Genomic DNA, 17,101 nt, shown 5'->3' on the forward strand with positions numbered 1-17,101 from the left:
TTGACGCATTCTAATCTCTAACTTAGGATACGCACCTCTTCTGAAACGGGTTACTCGCCTTGGGCAGAAGTGGTCAGGCTTAAAATGCGCCCGTAGCTCAATCGGATAGAGCAACGGCCTTCTAAGCCGTAGGTTGCAGGTTCGAGTCCTGCCGGGCGCGCCAGTAACCTGACCGAGCAAAAAAAGAGATATTATGGTGGGCGTAGCTCAGTTGGCAGAGCTCCGGATTGTGATTCCGGCGGTCGTGGGTTCAAGCCCCATCGTCCACCCCAATCTCTCTTGCAGTTAGCGGACGTGGTGGAATTGGTAGACACGCCAGATTTAGGTTCTGGTGCCGTAAGGTGTGAGAGTTCGAGTCTCTCCGTCCGCACCATTTTAAAAGTCAAACAAGCAATGTTATGGTGGGCGTAGCTCAGTTGGCAGAGCTCCGGATTGTGATTCCGGCGGTCGTGGGTTCAAGCCCCATCGTCCACCCCATATCTTGTTAGTTTTCGCTACTATTCTCCTTCTATTTCCCTGTCGTCTGTTTTGTTATAATACCGACTCTTATTTGCCAAATTGCCGTATTTACTTGACTATCTGTCGGAGTTCGCGGAAAATTTCGCGCTTTAGAATTCGGGTTTGACGTACGGCCTTCTTGCCAGCAATTATGTATGTTGGCGATTGGATTTTACAGGCAGACCATCTTTTTTGCGGCAATGTATTTTTGTGAGGAATTCCATGCAAGTTTCTGTTGAAACGACTTCCGGCCTTGAGCGTCAGGTTACTATCACTGTTCCGGCTGCACGTATTGATCAGGATGTTAATAAGCAGGTTCAGCAGCAGGCGCGTAGCCGTCGTCTGGATGGCTTTCGTCCGGGCAAAGTACCGACCTCTGTTATCAAGCGTATGTTTGGTAAATCTATTCGTTCCGACGTCCTCAGCCAGGTTGTTCAGGAAACTTTCTATCAGGCCGTTGATCAAGAAAAGCTAATGCCTGCTGGCACGCCTAATATTCAGTTCAACAAAGACGTAGAAGGTGAAGATCTGGAATATGTTGCAACCTTTGAGGTGTATCCAGAAATCGCACTGGCTGATTTCTCTGGCGCTGAAATTGAGAAGCTGTCAGCTGATATCACTGACGCCGATCTGGATGAGATGATCAACACGCTGCGTAAGCAGCAGGGCGACTGGGAAGCCGTTGAGCGCGCTGCAGTTGAAGGTGATCGCCTGAATATCGATTTTGAAGGCTTTATCGATGGTGAAGCATTCGACGGTGGTAAAGCTGAAGCCATGGATCTTGTGCTGGGCTCTGGCAGCATGATTCCAGGTTTTGAAACCGGCCTGGTGGGTGTTTCCAGCGGTGATGAAACTGAGCTGAACGTCACGTTCCCGGAAGATTACCACGCTGAGAACCTGAAAGGTAAAGCCACTGTCTTCAAAGTGAAGGTAAATAGTGTTTCTGCACAGAAGTTGCCTGAGCTGAATGAAGAGTTCTTTGCCCGTTTCGGTATTGAAGAAACGAGCGTTGACGGTTTCCGCAGTGAAGTGAAGAAAAATATGGCACGCGAACTGAAGCATGCCCTTAAGACCAAGCTGAAAGATCAGGTTTTTTCTCAACTGACTGAACTGAATCAGATTGATATTCCTGCTGCGTTGATTGATCGTGAAATTGATGTATTGCGTCGTCAGGCTGTACAGCAGTTTGGCGGTCCAGATGCTAAGATCGATCCGAACATGCTGCCTAAAGACATGTTTACAGACCAGGCTAAGCGCCGCGTTTCTGTGGGTCTTCTGATGCAAGAACTCATCAAAGTCAATAAGATAGAGCCTTCTGATGAGAAGGTACGTGCAACTGTTGAAGAAATGGCAGAAACCTACCAGGATCCTCAGGAAGTTATTGATTACTATTATGGTAATCAAGAAATCCTGAACCAGATTAAAGGGCTGGTTCTGGAAGAGCAGGTTGTTGAACATCTGCTTGAAACTGCTAAAGTGATCGAAAAGCAGGTTAGTTACGAAGAAGCTATCAAACCAGCGCAGCGTGGTGAAGCAGCTGAGTAAACACCACTTTCAGTGGGTGTGAAGTTGCTCTGAAAAACGACAGCGGGTTGCCGGCTGTCGTTTTTTCACTTTATATAGACTATATTTTTGCACTGGTTATCAGGAGAATATTACATGTCAGAGATTTTCACCGGACGCAGTGAAATCAGTAATGCCGGCGGCTTGGTGCCAATGGTTGTTGAGCAGAGTGCACGAGGCGAGCGGGCCTACGATATTTATTCCCGTCTTCTGAAAGAGCGTGTTATTTTTCTGGTGGGGCAGGTTGAAGACCATATGGCCAACCTGATCGTGGCGCAGTTGTTGTTTCTGGAAGCTGAAAACCCTGAAAAAGATATCCACCTTTATATCAATTCCCCGGGTGGTTCGGTTTCAGCCGGTATGGCTATTTACGATACCATGAATTTTATTCAGCCGAATGTCAGTACCATGTGTATCGGGCAGGCTGCCAGTATGGGAGCTTTTCTGCTCGCCGGTGGAACCCAGGGTAAGCGGTTTGCACTGCCCAACGCCCGCGTCATGATTCATCAGCCACTGGGTGGTTACCAAGGCCAGGCTACGGATATAGAAATTCATACCCGTGAAATTCTTAAAATCCGTGAAAAACTGAACCGTCATCTGGCGCAACATACCGGACAGGACATAGAAACCATCTCACGTGATACGGAACGTGATAATTTTATGGACCCAGAGACCGCCAAGGCTTATGGTTTAATAGATCAGGTGCTGGAAAAACGCGTGGTTACTCCTTAAGTAGCGGCCTGAGTTGTAAAGCGCACTGGTTTAAAGCCAGTGCTGTAATCGAATAGTTTTGAGGTATCACAATGTCGGATGAGACAAGCGGAAAAGGTGAAAGCAGCAAGCTGTTTTGTTCCTTCTGCGGTAAAAGTCAGGACGAAGTACGCAAGCTGATAGCTGGACCTTCTGTCTTTATCTGTGACGAGTGCGTAGATCTGTGTAACGACATCATTCGTGAAGAAATACAGGATACAGTCGAAGGTGAGGTGTCTGAAAAGCTGCCGTTGCCAGCTGAGCTTAAACACGCTCTGGACGAATATGTGATTGGGCAGGAGCGCGCTAAGAAAGTATTGGCTGTGGCGGTATACAACCACTACAAGCGTCTGAAGCTGAAAGAGAAGAAACCGGAAATCGAGCTTAACAAAAGTAATATTCTGCTCATCGGTCCAACCGGTAGTGGTAAAACGCTGCTGGCTCAGACTCTGGCACGTTTGCTCAATGTACCCTTTACCATTGCTGATGCGACCACGCTGACTGAAGCCGGTTATGTCGGTGAAGATGTTGAAAACATTATCCAAAAGCTACTGCAGAAGTGTGATTATGATGTTGAGCGGGCACAGATAGGTATTGTCTATATTGACGAAATTGACAAGATTTCTCGCAAGTCAGACAATCCGTCCATCACCCGTGATGTATCTGGTGAAGGGGTTCAGCAGGCATTGCTCAAGCTGATCGAAGGTACCGTCGCGTCTGTGCCGCCACAGGGTGGACGCAAACATCCGCAGCAAGAGTTTCTGCAGGTGGATACCTCCAATATTCTCTTTATTGTTGGTGGTGCATTTGCCGGGCTGGAAAAAATCATTCGTGATCGTAGTGAACGCAGCTCTATTGGTTTCAATGCTATCGTTAAGAGCAAAGATGAGAAAAACCTCACCGAAGTGCTGCACAACGTTGAATCGGAAGATCTGGTCAAGTTTGGCCTGATCCCCGAGTTTGTCGGTCGTCTGCCGATGATTGCCACTCTATCTGAGTTGGATGAGGAAGCACTTATTTCGATTCTGACTGAGCCTAAAAACAGCTTAACCAAGCAATATGCTGCTCTGTTTGAGATGGAAGGTGCTGAAATTGACTTCCGCAAAGAAGCGCTGCGTTCGGTCGCTAAGAAGGCACTGGAGCGTCGTACCGGTGCGCGTGGTTTGCGCTCCATTCTGGAAGCCACCTTGCTGGATATCATGTATCAACTGCCTGCAATGAAAAACGTGTCTAAGGTAGTTATTGATGAAGGCGTGATTGAAGGCACTTCAGAGCCAATCCTGATTTACGAAAATCAGGAGCATGCCAAGGTGTCACCGGATAATTGATGCTGACGCTAGTTCTCTGACAAACCCGGCCAAGTTGCCGGGTTTGTTTTATCTGTAGATTACCCATCAACCCATAGGTCAGTTACACTGGATGCAAGCTTTTTAACGAGGGCATGTCCATGTGGTTGTCTATTTCTTGTAAAGAGCGTCCCTTGCAGTGGTTGGGTACGGCTTTGATCATGTTGAGTTTCAGTGTTTCTGCGGCTTCCGCTGTGCCGGTACAGGATACGGCGGCTATCGCACCGGAAAGGGCGAGTGGATTTACCGTTAAATCTCCGGTTGAAACCCAGCGCTTTGCTGTCGCTGCCGCCAATCCGCTGGCAACAGAAGCGGGCTATCAGATAATACAGGCTGGAGGCTCGGCGATAGATGCGGCTGTAGCAATACAAGCTGTGCTGACACTGGTGGAGCCTCAGTCCAGTGGCATAGGGGGTGGGGCGTTCCTTATGTATTCAGATGGCCAGCAGATAATCGCCTATGATGGCCGTGAAACAGCACCTGCTGCTGTTGACGAAACTCTGTTTCTGGATGATCAGGGCAACCCGCTGGAGTTTATGGATGCCGTAGCCAGTGGGTTGTCCGTCGGTGTGCCGGGTGTGTTGAAAATGCTGGAGCAGGCTCACCGTGAGCAGGGTCAGCTTGATTGGGAAGTGTTATTTCAGCCAGCTATTCGTTTAGCGGAGCAAGGGTTTGCTGTTAGCCCGAGACTGCATCAGTTGCTTAGCAGTGAACAGCATTTGCAACAGGATCCGCTGGCGGCTGCTTTTTACTATGATGACCAGGGTGAGCCCCACCCAGTTGGCTATTTGCTAAGGAACCCGGCACTTGCCAACATCCTGAAACGTATAGCGAGCGAGGGCAGTGAAGCTTTTTACCAGGGGGATGTTGCTGCGGACCTGGTTGCGCGCGTGCGCCAGCATTCGAGGCACCCTGGTAGGCTGAGTGAAGAAGACCTGGCCGCCTATCTACCCTTGCGTCGAGAGCCTATCTGCACCCTCTGGCAGCGCTACCGTATCTGCGGTTTTCCGCCACCGTCTTCCGGGCATCTGACGCTTATGCAGATTCTGGGGATTCTCGAGCATTTGCCTCAGCAGCCAGGTCTGGATGACACGGGATTGCCATCAGAGGCCTGGTTGCATCAGTTTCTGGAAGCGTCGCGGCTGAGCTTTGCTGACCGGGCGATGTATATTGCTGATCCGGATTTTGTTGAAGCGCCCGGCGGGAGCTGGCAGCACTTGTTACAGCCAAGCTATCTGAAGTCACGTGCTGCCCTGATCGGATCAGCCAGTATGGGAAGTGGTGGAGCCCGGGCGGGTGAGCCTTTCGTGATCACCACAGCCTATGCGCCTCAACCTGAGCAACCAGAGTATGGCACCAGTCATATCAGCATCGTCGATGCAGACGGGCGAGCGCTGGCTATGACAACAACGATAGAGTCAGCATTTGGCGCACGTATTTTGGCTGATGGGGGGACGGGACTGGATGGTGGTTACCTGCTTAACAATGAATTGACCGACTTTTCGTTTCAATCCCAGGATGCACAGGGCCGCCCGATTGCTAATCGGGTAGAGCCTGGCAAGCGCCCACGCTCCAGTATGAGCCCGACCCTGGTATTTGATGCTGAGTCCGGTGAATTGGTCGCCAGTCTGGGGTCGCCAGGGGGCGCGGCGATTATTCACTATACCGCGAAAACCCTGGTTGCGATGCTGGATTGGCGGTTAGATGCGCAGGCCGCCATCAGTTTGCCTCATGCTATTACCCTGGGTGGCCCTGTTTATCTTGAGCAGGGACGCTTTTCTGCCGTCTTGTTGGAAGCCTTGCGGTCACGTGGTCATGATGTCAGTGAACGTGAATTAACCAGTGGTTTACAGGTGATTAAGGTGATACCTACAGGGTTCAGTGGTGGGGCCGACCCTCGCCGAGAGGGTGTGGTACTCGGCGATTGATTGCATTCTATAGATAACAGATTTTATAATTTTAGAGTATAAAGGAATTGATCGGAATGGATGTCCACTGTTTGGCTGTGCCGCCATAGGAGACAAGTATGCATTCTGATTCACCTCTGGTATCTGTTGAATGGCTAGTCCAAAATCTGGATAACCCAAAACTACTGTTGCTGGATGCCAGTATGGACCAGGTTGTAGGCACGGCGCCGCTGGTGTACGAGCAGTGCTGTTGTATTCCTGGGGCACGCCAATGCGACCTGGAAAATCGATTCATTGACAAAGACAGTCCACTGCCACATACCTTGCCGTCAGAAACCGTATTTACCCAACAGGCACAGAGGTTGGGTATTAATGCTGACAGTATCATCGTGATTTATGATAACCAGGGGATTTATGCTGCACCGCGAGCCTGGTGGATGTTTCGTATCATGGGGCATGAGCAGGTCTATGTTGTTGATGGTGGCTTGCCGGAGTGGCAGCGTCAGGGGCATGCGACAGGGTCGGAGTTTGCTCAGGCTTCCAGGCCAGGTGATATTCAAGGTGTTTTTCAGCCGCAGCGGGTCTGTTCCTGTGCCCAGTTACTGAATTCACTGGGAGCACCCCATACCGAGATTATCGATGCCCGTTCAGAGGCACGCTTTTATGGTCAAGCTCCTGAGCCGCGTCCCGGTTTGCGTGGCGGTCATATACCAGGATCGGTCAATCTACCCTTTCTTGACTTGATGCAAGGCTTTAGGTTTTTACCTCGATCAATGCTTGCGGAGAGGTTCGCCGCCTGCGGGGTTAGTTCGGAGGATCGACTAATTTTCTCTTGTGGATCAGGTATTACGGCTTGTATCGTACTCTTGGCTGCAGCGGTTGTCGGGTATCAATCTCTTGGTCTGTATGATGGTTCCTGGAGTGAGTGGGGTGCAAATCACCAACTTCCGATAGACTGAGCAGCTACTCGGGGTTGATGAGAATGGCGTTGATATATCGCCTATTCCGCCCCTGTTCTTAAACAAAAAAGGAAGCGCGATGCTGTCATTTTTACAGGGTTTTTCAATTGGCTTGGCGCTTATGTGCGGACCTTGGCTGTTGACAGGTTTGCTGAATCCCGGGCTGGTGTTGCCTGGTGGGCGTGCTGAACGTATTCGAGTGATCAAGCGTTATGCCTTCGTGTTGCCATTTTTGTGTTTTCTGCTTGGGCTTACTTCCCTGTGGGGGGGCTTTGGTCCAAGTCTCCCTGGCTGGTTATCAGGGTTGGGTATTTTGTTTGTCTGGGTGCCGGTAGAGCGTGGTATAAGAGGTTATATTGAAAGATTTAAGCAACGACAACATGCAAAGCGGGTAAAAGCTGAGCAGAAAGTCTGGCAGCAGGAGCGTGCAACAACCAGTCTGGATTTGGATGCGGCTGCAGCCCAGGCCGATCCTCTTGTGGCTAAGCTTCAGGCTATGAAGCGGAAACTCAAGCAGGTGCAGTTGGATGCATCACAGCCCGATCGTTTCTACACCCGATACATCAAACTGCAGAGCTTGCTTGAACAGCGTTTTGAACCAGGCGAGCTAGCGATACAGCGGGCTCAATCCCTGATTCAGGATGTCTATCAAAGTGTCATTCGTCGGCTGCAACATCAAGCTGATTTGCAGCAGCAATGCTTGTCGCTGGATCCTGAATTCATTCGTCGTAAGCTTGATAATCCGGCAACAGCCCCGTCGGAACGTGATGCTCTGCAAGCACGCTGGGTGTTGGTGGATAACATCTATCAGCAGCAATCACAGTTGCACGCAGAAAATGAGAAGACCCTAACAGCTCTGGATACAACCAGTATGGCGTTAATGCAGTTGCAAACCCAGGATCCAGGTGTCAGTGACGCTGATAAAGTCATGCAAGCACTTGAACTGTTCAATCAGCGTGTGTCTCGATATGAATATACGCCTAACTCACGGAAACCATCATGACTGAAAAGCCCTTGTCACTTGCTTCACCGGAACAGTTAGCTCAGGAATTGGATCAGTCGTCTGTGCAGCGCAATACAGATGACCTCAAAACTGAAGCACAGGGTTTTGTTAGTGCTCTGCTTGATGAGGCTATTGATAGGCAGCGTGAACAGATTGATCATCTGGGTCTGGAGGTTCAGATAGAAGCCTCTCGACTGACTCATCTGCTAAATACCCCACTGGAACAGCTCGGTGCACAGGGAGCAGGGAGTGAGGTTGTCGTTGCGTCACTTGACCAATTGCGTAGGTTAATGCAGGAATTGAAGCCTGACCCTAAAGCGCTTGAAACGACGGCGATGAGTCGATTTCTCAGCCGAATCTCGGTGCTGCAGTCACCGGTAAAGCGCTACTTCAAGCGCTTTGAGACCGCACAGGATACCTTGAATTCGCTGATTCAGGGTTTGGAGGCAGGTCGGGATAGATTGCATCGGGATAATGTTACTCTGGGTCATGATCAGCAGGATATGCGTACTGCTCTGGAATCACTGACACGCTTTGCATTGCTCGGCCAACTGGTAGATGATGAGCTTAATAATAAGCTACAAAACAATGAGTTAAATGATAATGATAAGGTGTTTATTGAAGAAGAGTTGTTGTTTCCACTCCGCCAACGCATCCTGGATTTGCAGCAGCAACAGGCCGTTTGTCAGCAGGGGATATTGGCTGTAGAAGTGGTTATTCGCAATAACCGCGAGCTGATTCGTGGAGTTGATCGTGGGTTAAATGTTACGCTGTCTGCATTACGGGTTGCCGTTACCGTGGCACTGGCGCTGTCAAATCAGAAATTGGTGCTTGATCATATCGATGCGCTTAATGACACCACCAATGAAATGATTGCGGGTACGGCACAGGCGTTACGGCAGCAGGGTGTCACCATTCAACAGCGTGCAGCTTCTGCTCAACTGGATATGCAAGTATTAGAGCAGGCGTTTGTAGAGATGCAGGGCGCATTGGATGATCTGTCTAACTACCGTCAACAAGCGCTGCCAGTCATGCAGGAACAAATCCAGCGGATGCAGGCGCTGAATACTAAAGGGCGATCAATATGAAAATGATTGGCATGCTCGGTGGTATGAGTTGGGAATCAACCCAGACTTATTACCGGGCTGTTAATGAGGGCATGAAGCAGGCTTTGGGTGGTTTACATTCCGCTAGAGTGCTTTTATATAGTGTTGATTTTGCCGAAATAGAAGCGCTGCAGCAGCAGGGTGACTGGGATAGGCTGGCTGAAATATTGACAGAAGCGGCACGTTGTCTGGAAGCGGGCGGTGCTGATTTTCTGGTGATTTGTACCAACACTATGCATAAGGTTGCACCTAGGGTAGCGCAGGATGTAGGTATTCCGATTTTGCATCTTGCGGATGCGACGGCAGCTACATTAAAAGCTGATGGTGTGACTCGTGTGGGTCTGTTGGGAACTAGATTCACTATGGAGGAGTCATTTTATAGAGAGCGCCTGGAAGCACGAGGTATCAGCGTAGTTGTGCCAGGCATGACCGATCGGCAGCGTGTCCATGACGTGATTTATACAGAGCTTTGCCGTGGAGTGATCAAGTCATCGTCCCGTGAGGCTTATCTGGATATTATCAATCGCCTTGCCGGGGAAGGGGCTGAAGCCGTTATTCTGGGGTGTACTGAAATAGGTCTGCTGGTGCGTCAAGCTGATACAGCCACGCCTTTGTATGATACAACACTGATACATGCACAGCAGGCAGTGGTCTGGGCGCTTAATCAAACATGATGTGCATTGAAAAAAACAGCCAGGTGTAGCGTTAGCGTCTGGGTTGATGCAGCTGCGACTAGTGTGCTTAGCAAGGATATGTAATGACCTATCGTATTGCAGTTATTGGCAGTGGCATGGCGGGGCTGGCAGCCGCGTACGGTTGCAGGAAGAGTGGCCATAGTGTCACTGTTTTTGAAGCGGAAAAAGGCTTTGGTATGGCTGCTCATACCCTGGAGTTTGAGCAGGGCGTCATAGATGTTCCCTTGCGTGTGGTGAGTCCTGAAGCCTGGCCCAGCGCCATTGCGTTGGCAAAAGCAGTTGGTGTTGATTGCTTTCCGGTAGAAACCTTCACTTCCTGTAGCTGGCTCGATCAGAGTACTTGGTTTCGAAGTGGTAAGTTCCCTGTGTTAAACCAAGCATTTGTCGGCTCATGGCGCTACCTGAATATAAGTGCGTTACAGATAGGGCTAGGATTACGACAACTCGCACAGCTGACACGTCGACTGGAGCGGCAGAAGTCCACCTCGACCCTCGGACAGGTGCTCGAGCAACAGACCTTTTCTCCGAAGTTCTGGCGTGGACTGATGTTACCGATACTGACTACCATTTGCACCTGTGATGAAAAACATCTGCTTGAATGGCCTGCGGTGCAGCTATTGCAGTTGCTGGATCATATATTGCGCGATAAGTGTCTCTACCGTCTGAAAGGTGGTTCAACCACGTTGGTTAATGCGCTGTCAGATGGTGTGGAGTTAATTGCCGGTAGCCCGGTTACCGCCGTGAATTATTTGGATGACAAGGTGCAGGTAGTCAATAAGCGAGGCGAAGGCGGAGTGTATGATCGCGTTATCGTTGCTACTCAAGCTAATCAGACACACTTTCTCGATCCAGAGGTTTTTGCCGCAGAATTGGAAATACTTCAGGCGATACGTTTTGATTCTGGTGTGCTCTGGGTACATCAGGACCAGCGATTTATGCCAGAGCGGCGCAGTGACTGGACAGCACTGAATTTTCAGATGGATTACCAATTACGTAAACCGATGTTTACCGTCTGGGTAAATGCTATAGAACCAACATTAGTCGATGCTTCCCCGGTGTTCCAAACATGGAATCCGTTATATAATCCAGATCCCAAGACTGTATTGGCACAAATTCCGCTGCAGCGTGCTGTGGTACATGCCGGTACCGAATTGGCTCAGAAAAAACTGCAACAATTGCATCAGCAACCGGACCGCCGTGTGTTTTTCTGTGGTTCATGGGCGCATGAAGGCGTACCGTTACTGGAGTCTGCTGTCAGCTCAGCTCATGCTGTTGTTGCTCTCTGCCATTAAGGCGTTTGCTGATCTTTAAGGATAAATTATGAGCAAGTTAAGTACACCCCTCGTTTTAACCAGCCTGGGCAGTCTGGCCGTAGGTGTTTTGATTGGCTGGCAAGTCAACTCGTCAGCTCCTGTGGTTGAGGAGTCCGTGCCCGATACACCCGTTATCCCGACTTTGCTGTTAGGTGAATCTCAGCGCGGTGAGTTGACTTCGCAGAGTGCCCTTAACCGTAAGGATGGAAGCCGTTTCAGTGAATTTTTGCTCCCGCTTGATACCGATAAACTGGTTGAAGTGGAATTGAAAGGTAGCCTTGATGGTATGTTGTCTTTGTACAACAGCAGTGATGAGTTACTCACCAGTGCACCTGTGCTGCGCTATCGCGTAGACCAGCCAGGAGACTATGTGCTGGTTGTCAGTGGTCAGGATGCAGACAGTTATGGTCCGTTTAATCTGAACTCACGCGAAGTAGAGTTGAGCGATACTGACCAGCTTGCAGTGCCTGCTGATATTCGCAATTGGTTACAACAAGATGATACCGGTCATTATGTGCTGACCATTGAAGAAAGTGGTTTTTATCAGATAGATATGCAATCTGATGAAATGGATTCTTTCCTGGTGTTGCAGGGACCGAACGGCTATAGCACTGAAGATGATGATGGTGGTGACAACCTTAATGCACGTATCCGTGAGTATCTTGAGGCAGGCGAGTACCAGCTGACTGTGAGCTCATATAGCGAAGAGGCCGGTTTTTATACTCTGACGGTTGTTTCTCGTGATGCAGCTGATATGGAACACCAAAATCAGGCAGGGACACTGGAGCTTGGGCAGACTGTAAATGCTCGGTTGGCCAGTGATAAAGAAGATGTCTATCAAGTGACTCTTGTAGAAGCCGGAGATTACCAGATTGATATGGTCTCAGATGATATCGATACCTATCTTGAACTGGAAGGCAATGGGTTTTACTTGAGTGATGACGATGGTGGTGGTGACCTGAATGCACGTATTCAATCCTACATGGAGGCAGGTGAGTACCGCGTTATTGCTAAAAGTTATGACGAAACTGCACAGGGCGGTTATCAGTTAACGCTGACACCAGTGAACTGAGTCGCTTAATACACAAGCTAGTGTTATAGACCATGTGACAGGAAATAAGAGAACCAATGTTGACGAATGAAAAGCTGGTATTGAGAATCGGCCGTAATCCACTTTATCTCCTTAGGGGGAGTGTGGATCTGTTAATCGCGTTATGGCTGTATACCCTGTACCGCAGTGCTATATCAACGATTCCTTTTTGGGATGATTGGCAGTTGGTAGAACTCTACCGTTCGATGATGAATGAGCTGTTTGATCAGGTATTTGCGGTACCTGCCCAGTGGACCGGCTATTTATTATTGTTGATTGGACTCTATTTCCTGTTTCATGGTGTCAGGCGTTATATTTTACAGTTAAGTACACGCTACACGCTGACTAATGTGCGTATCATGAGTAAATCCGGTGTGCTGGGGGTATCAACGCATGAGTTGTTGTTGCGCTCCGCTGATGGTGTTTCGTTACAGCAGTCCTTACTGGGGCGTCTGTTGGGCTACGGGACATTGAAAATTGCCGGCCGGGGAAGTCATGAGCTGATCATGCACTCTGTCAGCCGGGTAATCGAGGTGAAAGAGATGATTGAAAAGCGTCTGCTAGCCCAATCGAGTCAAATTCCTACACTTGAAAACAGTGCGGATTCATAAAATATTAACGTTTTTTCCTCGAACCCCCGCTTTGATTAAATTATAATCGCGCCTTTTAATTTATACCGAGCAAAGCCACGGCTTTGCGAAGGCGGGGATAGCTACACATGATCCAAACACCCTACTACCTGATTGATAGAAGTAAACTGTTGCGTAACATGGAAAAAATTGCCTATGTGCGCGAGCAATCAGGTGCGAAAGCCTTGCTGGCACTGAAATGCTTTGCAACCTGGTCGGTGTTTGATCTGATGAGCCGCTACATGGATGGCACCACGTCCTCTTCATTAAATGAAGTGAAGCTGGGTAAGCTCAAATTTTCCGGTGAAACCCACGCCTACAGTGTTGCTTATGCCGATCATGAAATAGCTGAAGTCCTGGCTCATTCAGACAAGATAATATTCAATTCAATTAGTCAGTTAGAGCGTTTTTCTACAGCATCAGCTGATGCTGTAAGAGGCCTGCGAGTTAACCCCCGTGTCAGCAGTTCCGACTTTATTATTGCTGATCCGGCACGCCCTTACAGTCGCCTGGGTGAGTGGGATCCCGTCCGTATTGAAGCTGTGATCGATAAAATTTCCGGCTTTATGTTTCATAACAACTGCGAAAACAGTGATTTTGACCTGTTTGATCAGATGCTCACCCGTATTGAAACCGACTTCGGCCATCTGCTGAATCAGGTGGATTGGGTCAGTTTGGGAGGCGGCATTCACTTTACTGGTGAAGATTATCCGGTCGATGCCTTCTGTGCCCGCTTGAAGCGCTTCTCGGAAAGGTTTGCTGTTCAGGTCTATCTGGAGCCGGGTGAGGCTGCAATCACTGATACAGCAACGCTGGAGGTGACCGTGCTGGATACCCTGTTTAACGGCAAACACTTGGCCGTGGTGGACAGCTCCATCGAAGCACACATGCTGGATCTGCTAATCTATCAGCAAAGTGCGCGGATGCTGCCGAATGAGGGTCTACACAGATACATGATTTGTGGAAAGTCATGTCTTGCTGGAGATATCTTTGGTGAATTTAATTTTGATCATGAACTGAAAGCAGGTGATCACCTGTCAATTCAGGATGTTGCCGGTTATACCATGGTAAAGAAAAATTGGTTTAATGGTGTGCAAATGCCAGCCATTGCAGTGCGCCATGAGGATGGCCGTGTCGAACTGGTGAAGGAATTTAGCTTCGACGATTTTGTCCATAGCCTCTCTTGAGGTTTGTGTTCGGCCCATGTGAAAAGTGGAGTTGAGGAAAAAAATGAAGAAAAACGTTCTGATAATCGGTGCTGGAGGTGTGGCCCGGGTAGTGGCTCATAAATGTGCGCAACATAATGACATACTCGGTGATATTGCAATTGCATCCCGAAATGTTGCTAAGTGCGAACAGATCCTTGCCAGTGTCAAACAAAAAAACAGTCTGAAAGTCCCAGGTAAACTGAGCGCTTTTACACTGGATGCACTGGATGTAGAAGCCACCAAGGCCTTGATCAGAGAAACCGACTCTCAGATCGTCATCAATGTAGGCTCTGCCTTCATCAATATGTCTGTGCTCAGTGCTTGTATCGATACCGGTGCAGCCTATCTGGATACGGCGATTCATGAGGAGCCAGACAAAATCTGTGAAACGCCACCCTGGTATAACAACTACGAGTGGAAACGTCGTGAATTGTGTAAGGAGAAAGGGGTTACTGCTATTCTGGGTGTGGGTTTTGATCCGGGTGTTGTCAATGCCTATGCTGCCTTGGCTGCATCTGAGTATTTTGACTCCATCGACTCGATCGATATTCTTGATGTGAATGCGGGTAGCCATGGTCGTTATTTTGCCACCAACTTTGATCCGGAAATCAACTTTCGTGAATTCACCGGACAGGTCTGGTCCTGGCAAAGCGGTCAATGGACCAGTAACAAAATGTTCGAGATCAAGCGCACCGATGATCTGCCGGTAGTGGGTGAGCAAACCACCTACATGACGGGTCATGATGAAGTGCACTCATTGTCGCAAAATCTGAATGTGCCGAATGTGCGTTTTTGGATGGGCTTTGGCGAACATTACATTAATGTATTCACGGTGCTGAATAATCTCGGACTGTTGTCGGAGCAGCCGGTGAAAACAGCTGAAGGTCAGGAAGTGGTCCCACTTAAGGTGGTCAAAGCCGTATTGCCTGATCCGTCCTCACTGGCGCCGGGCTATGCAGGTAAAACCTGTATAGGTGATGTGGTCAAAGGGAAAAAAGACAGTAAGGACAAAGAAGTGTTTATCTACAATGTGGCGGATCATAAAGACGCTTACAATGAAGTGGGCAGCCAGGGCATCTCTTACACCGCTGGTGTGCCGCCAGTCGCCGCAGCTTTGTTGATTGCCAGGGGTGATTGGGATGTCGGATCCATGGTCAACGTGGAGCAGCTCCCGCCTCAGCCTTTCCTTGGGCTGCTGAACGAAATGGGGCTGCCCAGTCGCATTCGGGACGAGCAGGGTGATAGACCTTTGGTGTTTTAAATAGCGTTTGAAATAGAAGTGTTTTTCTTTTAATAACCCGGCGTTTGCCGGGTTATTAGTTTCTATAGTCTGTATTAATTCAATTGCTTAGGGTAGAATTTGCAGATTGAATCTAAAATTATTTGGTCAACTGATATTCTATGTTTAAGTACAATGAACAAAAGCACTCCTTTCGCTACCGTACAGGTAAACTGATTGAAAATATGCTCTCTGCTTTGGGCATGCGTACGCTGGATTCCCAGTTCCTGTTTTCTTATATCATTATGTTTTCGCTCACTGGTTTTAGCCTCCTGTGTGTCTACATGGCCCTGCAGGATCCGACCCAGGTTCACTGGTTGAAGGCCTCCATGATTTCCTCTGCCCTAGTATTGGTTATGGTGATCTTTGGTCGCATGTTCGGCCTGACGGTGATGATGCGTCAGGTTAAAAATCTGCGTGACCATCTTCGGGTTCTTGCTGAAGGTAACTTTTCCGTACCAATTGAAGTAGATAATATGCGCAATGAAATAGGCCAGAATTATACAGCCTATAACGAAATCATTCTGGGGATTGGCGATCTGCTGCAGAAGGTGACGCAAACTTCCAGCCGTGTCAGTGTGGGGGCTGATCAGGTATCAACCACGTTGTATGACACCAGTCGTGGTACAAGTGTTCAGTTGCAGGAGATCGAGCAACTGGCAGCTGCCATTACTGAGATGGCGGCCACCGTTCAGGAGGTTGCCCAGAGTGCATCACTGGCTGCCCAGTCAGCTGATCAGGCAGATAAATCCGCAGGCCGTGGACATACCCTGTTAAATCAGACCGTTGACAGTATTCGCATAGTTGCTGATCGGGTCACTGAATCAGGTGAAGTCATTGCAGAATTGGCTGCAGGCAGCCAGAAAGTCAGCCAGATTCTGGATGTCATCAAGGAGATTGCCGAACAGACTAATCTGCTCGCCTTGAATGCGGCCATCGAAGCGGCGCGCGCGGGTGATCAGGGGCGCGGTTTTGCCGTCGTGGCAGACGAAGTTCGTACGCTGGCGCTGCGTACCCAGGAATCCACTCAAAGCATCGCTGTGATTATCGATCAGCTGCAAACACAATCTGAATCTGCCGTTAAGGTGATTCAGCGCAGTCATGATGAAGTCGCCAATTGTGTCAGTAATGCCGATCATGCCGGTAAAGCACTGGCTGAAATTGTTGATTCGGTCAGTGTGATTTCGGATATGAACACACAGATTGCCACGGCCGCCGAAGAGCAGAGTCAGGTTGCTCAAGATATGGATCACAATATCAATCTGGTGGCGGATCAGGCCCGTCGTACCAACAGCTTTGCCGACCAGACAGTCTCAGCCACGGGTCAGATCAGCAAGCATGTACAGCAGCTCAATGATGAGTTGGGGCATTTTAAAACCCTGGTTAAAGGGGTTGATCTCAGCGCGGCCAAATCTGCACACTTATCCTGGAAAACCCGTCTGCGTGCTTTTCTCGATGGGAAAGCCACTCTGTCCTTGAAAGAAGCGGTCTCACATCATGACTGTGCCTTTGGTAAGTGGTACTACTCAGCCGGACTGGAAAAATATGGCCATCTTGCAGAACTAAAAGCCATCGAAAAACCCCATGAGCAGTTACACGCCCAGGTGCGTGAAGCAATCAGCTACAAAGATGCCCGCGACTTCGCCGCCGCCGAACGCTGTTATGATCAGGTATCCGAAATCTCAGCCAGTATCGTCGATTTGCTTAACCAACTGGAAGACAATATAGCGGTCAGTATAAAGTCTTAATTGGACG

14 protein-coding genes and 4 tRNA genes are annotated in these 17,101 nt (G+C 49.1%); all 18 read left to right on the forward strand.

What is annotated here, in order from left to right; all coding sequences use genetic code 11:
• The first annotated feature begins 86 nt into the window (after positions 1–86).
• The 18 genes from F5I99_RS08545 (at position 87) to F5I99_RS08630 (ending at position 17,094) form a co-directional block, all read left to right on the forward strand.
• A tRNA-Arg gene (locus F5I99_RS08545) sits at positions 87–163 on the forward strand.
• A 33-nt stretch (positions 164–196) separates the two neighbouring features.
• Positions 197–272: transfer RNA gene (locus F5I99_RS08550), tRNA-His, on the forward strand.
• Positions 273–288: 16 nt separating this feature from the next.
• Positions 289–373: transfer RNA gene (locus tag F5I99_RS08555), tRNA-Leu, on the forward strand.
• Between the two features lie 28 nt (positions 374–401).
• Positions 402–477 (forward strand) — tRNA-His (locus tag F5I99_RS08560).
• Positions 478–720: 243 nt separating this feature from the next.
• Positions 721–2,043, forward strand: a complete 1,323-nt coding sequence (gene tig / locus F5I99_RS08565; RefSeq protein WP_151055022.1) for a trigger factor — start codon at positions 721–723, stop codon at positions 2,041–2,043.
• Positions 2,044–2,157: 114 nt separating this feature from the next.
• Positions 2,158–2,793 (forward strand): ATP-dependent Clp endopeptidase proteolytic subunit ClpP, encoded by a 636-nt coding sequence (gene clpP / locus F5I99_RS08570; RefSeq protein ID WP_151055025.1) that lies wholly within the window; start codon positions 2,158–2,160, stop codon positions 2,791–2,793.
• Between the two features lie 71 nt (positions 2,794–2,864).
• On the forward strand, positions 2,865–4,139 hold the full coding sequence (gene clpX / locus F5I99_RS08575; protein ID WP_151055028.1) for an ATP-dependent Clp protease ATP-binding subunit ClpX: 1,275 nt from the start codon (positions 2,865–2,867) through the stop codon (positions 4,137–4,139).
• 119 nt (positions 4,140–4,258) lie between these two features.
• Complete coding sequence (gene ggt, locus F5I99_RS08580; RefSeq protein ID WP_325063017.1) at positions 4,259–6,085, forward strand: gamma-glutamyltransferase; 1,827 nt, start codon at positions 4,259–4,261, stop codon at positions 6,083–6,085.
• A 98-nt stretch (positions 6,086–6,183) separates the two neighbouring features.
• Complete coding sequence (locus F5I99_RS08585) at positions 6,184–7,023, forward strand: sulfurtransferase (protein ID WP_151055030.1); 840 nt, start codon at positions 6,184–6,186, stop codon at positions 7,021–7,023.
• 79 nt (positions 7,024–7,102) lie between these two features.
• Positions 7,103–8,026, forward strand: coding sequence for a cobyrinic acid a,c-diamide synthase (locus F5I99_RS08590; protein WP_151055033.1), 924 nt, complete (start codon positions 7,103–7,105; stop codon positions 8,024–8,026).
• Positions 8,023–9,114, forward strand: coding sequence for a toxic anion resistance protein (locus F5I99_RS08595; protein ID WP_151055036.1), 1,092 nt, complete (start codon positions 8,023–8,025; stop codon positions 9,112–9,114). The genes F5I99_RS08590 and F5I99_RS08595 overlap by 4 nt, the downstream gene beginning before the upstream one ends.
• Positions 9,111–9,806 carry an aspartate/glutamate racemase family protein gene (locus F5I99_RS08600; RefSeq protein ID WP_151055039.1) on the forward strand — a complete coding sequence of 232 codons (696 nt, stop codon included), beginning with the start codon at positions 9,111–9,113 and terminating at the stop codon, positions 9,804–9,806. Before F5I99_RS08595 ends, F5I99_RS08600 begins: the two co-directional genes overlap by 4 nt.
• A gap of 83 nt (positions 9,807–9,889) precedes the next feature.
• A complete protein-coding gene (locus F5I99_RS08605) occupies positions 9,890–11,119 on the forward strand; it encodes an FAD-dependent oxidoreductase (RefSeq protein ID WP_151055041.1) in 1,230 nt (409 codons plus the stop codon).
• Positions 11,120–11,147: 28 nt separating this feature from the next.
• Positions 11,148–12,212 carry a carotenoid 1,2-hydratase gene (locus F5I99_RS08610; RefSeq protein WP_151055043.1) on the forward strand — a complete coding sequence of 355 codons (1,065 nt, stop codon included), beginning with the start codon at positions 11,148–11,150 and terminating at the stop codon, positions 12,210–12,212.
• A 56-nt stretch (positions 12,213–12,268) separates the two neighbouring features.
• Complete coding sequence (locus tag F5I99_RS08615; protein WP_151055046.1) at positions 12,269–12,841, forward strand: PH domain-containing protein; 573 nt, start codon at positions 12,269–12,271, stop codon at positions 12,839–12,841.
• Between the two features lie 107 nt (positions 12,842–12,948).
• Entirely contained in the window at positions 12,949–14,046 is a 1,098-nt protein-coding gene (locus tag F5I99_RS08620; protein ID WP_151055049.1) for a carboxynorspermidine decarboxylase, read from the forward strand.
• Between the two features lie 43 nt (positions 14,047–14,089).
• Positions 14,090–15,328: a saccharopine dehydrogenase family protein gene (locus tag F5I99_RS08625; RefSeq protein ID WP_151055052.1), complete on the forward strand. Its 1,239-nt coding sequence runs from the start codon at positions 14,090–14,092 to the stop codon at positions 15,326–15,328.
• Between the two features lie 140 nt (positions 15,329–15,468).
• Positions 15,469–17,094 (forward strand): methyl-accepting chemotaxis protein, encoded by a 1,626-nt coding sequence (locus tag F5I99_RS08630; RefSeq protein ID WP_151055056.1) that lies wholly within the window; start codon positions 15,469–15,471, stop codon positions 17,092–17,094.
• Positions 17,095–17,101 lie beyond the last annotated feature (7 nt).

The sequence above is a fragment of the Nitrincola iocasae genome (assembly GCF_008727795.1).
In the GTDB taxonomy this organism is placed as follows: domain Bacteria; phylum Pseudomonadota; class Gammaproteobacteria; order Pseudomonadales; family Balneatricaceae; genus Nitrincola; species Nitrincola iocasae.

Bases quoted from the DNA above. Each gene is read 5' to 3' on its own strand.
- F5I99_RS08610 (WP_151055043.1), top strand. From the start codon at position 11,148: ATGAGCAAGTTAAGTACACCCCTCGTTTTAACCAGCCTGGGCAGTCTG.
- clpP (WP_151055025.1), top strand. From the start codon at position 2,158: ATGTCAGAGATTTTCACCGGACGCAGTGAAATCAGTAATGCCGGCGGC.
- F5I99_RS08605 (WP_151055041.1), top strand. From the start codon at position 9,890: ATGACCTATCGTATTGCAGTTATTGGCAGTGGCATGGCGGGGCTGGCA.
- clpX (WP_151055028.1), top strand. From the start codon at position 2,865: ATGTCGGATGAGACAAGCGGAAAAGGTGAAAGCAGCAAGCTGTTTTGT.
- F5I99_RS08590 (WP_151055033.1), top strand. From the start codon at position 7,103: ATGCTGTCATTTTTACAGGGTTTTTCAATTGGCTTGGCGCTTATGTGC.
- F5I99_RS08630 (WP_151055056.1), top strand. From the start codon at position 15,469: ATGTTTAAGTACAATGAACAAAAGCACTCCTTTCGCTACCGTACAGGT.
- F5I99_RS08600 (WP_151055039.1), top strand. From the start codon at position 9,111: ATGAAAATGATTGGCATGCTCGGTGGTATGAGTTGGGAATCAACCCAG.
- F5I99_RS08625 (WP_151055052.1), top strand. From the start codon at position 14,090: ATGAAGAAAAACGTTCTGATAATCGGTGCTGGAGGTGTGGCCCGGGTA.
- tig (WP_151055022.1), top strand. From the start codon at position 721: ATGCAAGTTTCTGTTGAAACGACTTCCGGCCTTGAGCGTCAGGTTACT.
- F5I99_RS08595 (WP_151055036.1), top strand. From the start codon at position 8,023: ATGACTGAAAAGCCCTTGTCACTTGCTTCACCGGAACAGTTAGCTCAG.
- F5I99_RS08585 (WP_151055030.1), top strand. From the start codon at position 6,184: ATGCATTCTGATTCACCTCTGGTATCTGTTGAATGGCTAGTCCAAAAT.
- ggt (WP_325063017.1), top strand. From the start codon at position 4,259: ATGTGGTTGTCTATTTCTTGTAAAGAGCGTCCCTTGCAGTGGTTGGGT.
- F5I99_RS08620 (WP_151055049.1), top strand. From the start codon at position 12,949: ATGATCCAAACACCCTACTACCTGATTGATAGAAGTAAACTGTTGCGT.
- F5I99_RS08615 (WP_151055046.1), top strand. From the start codon at position 12,269: ATGTTGACGAATGAAAAGCTGGTATTGAGAATCGGCCGTAATCCACTT.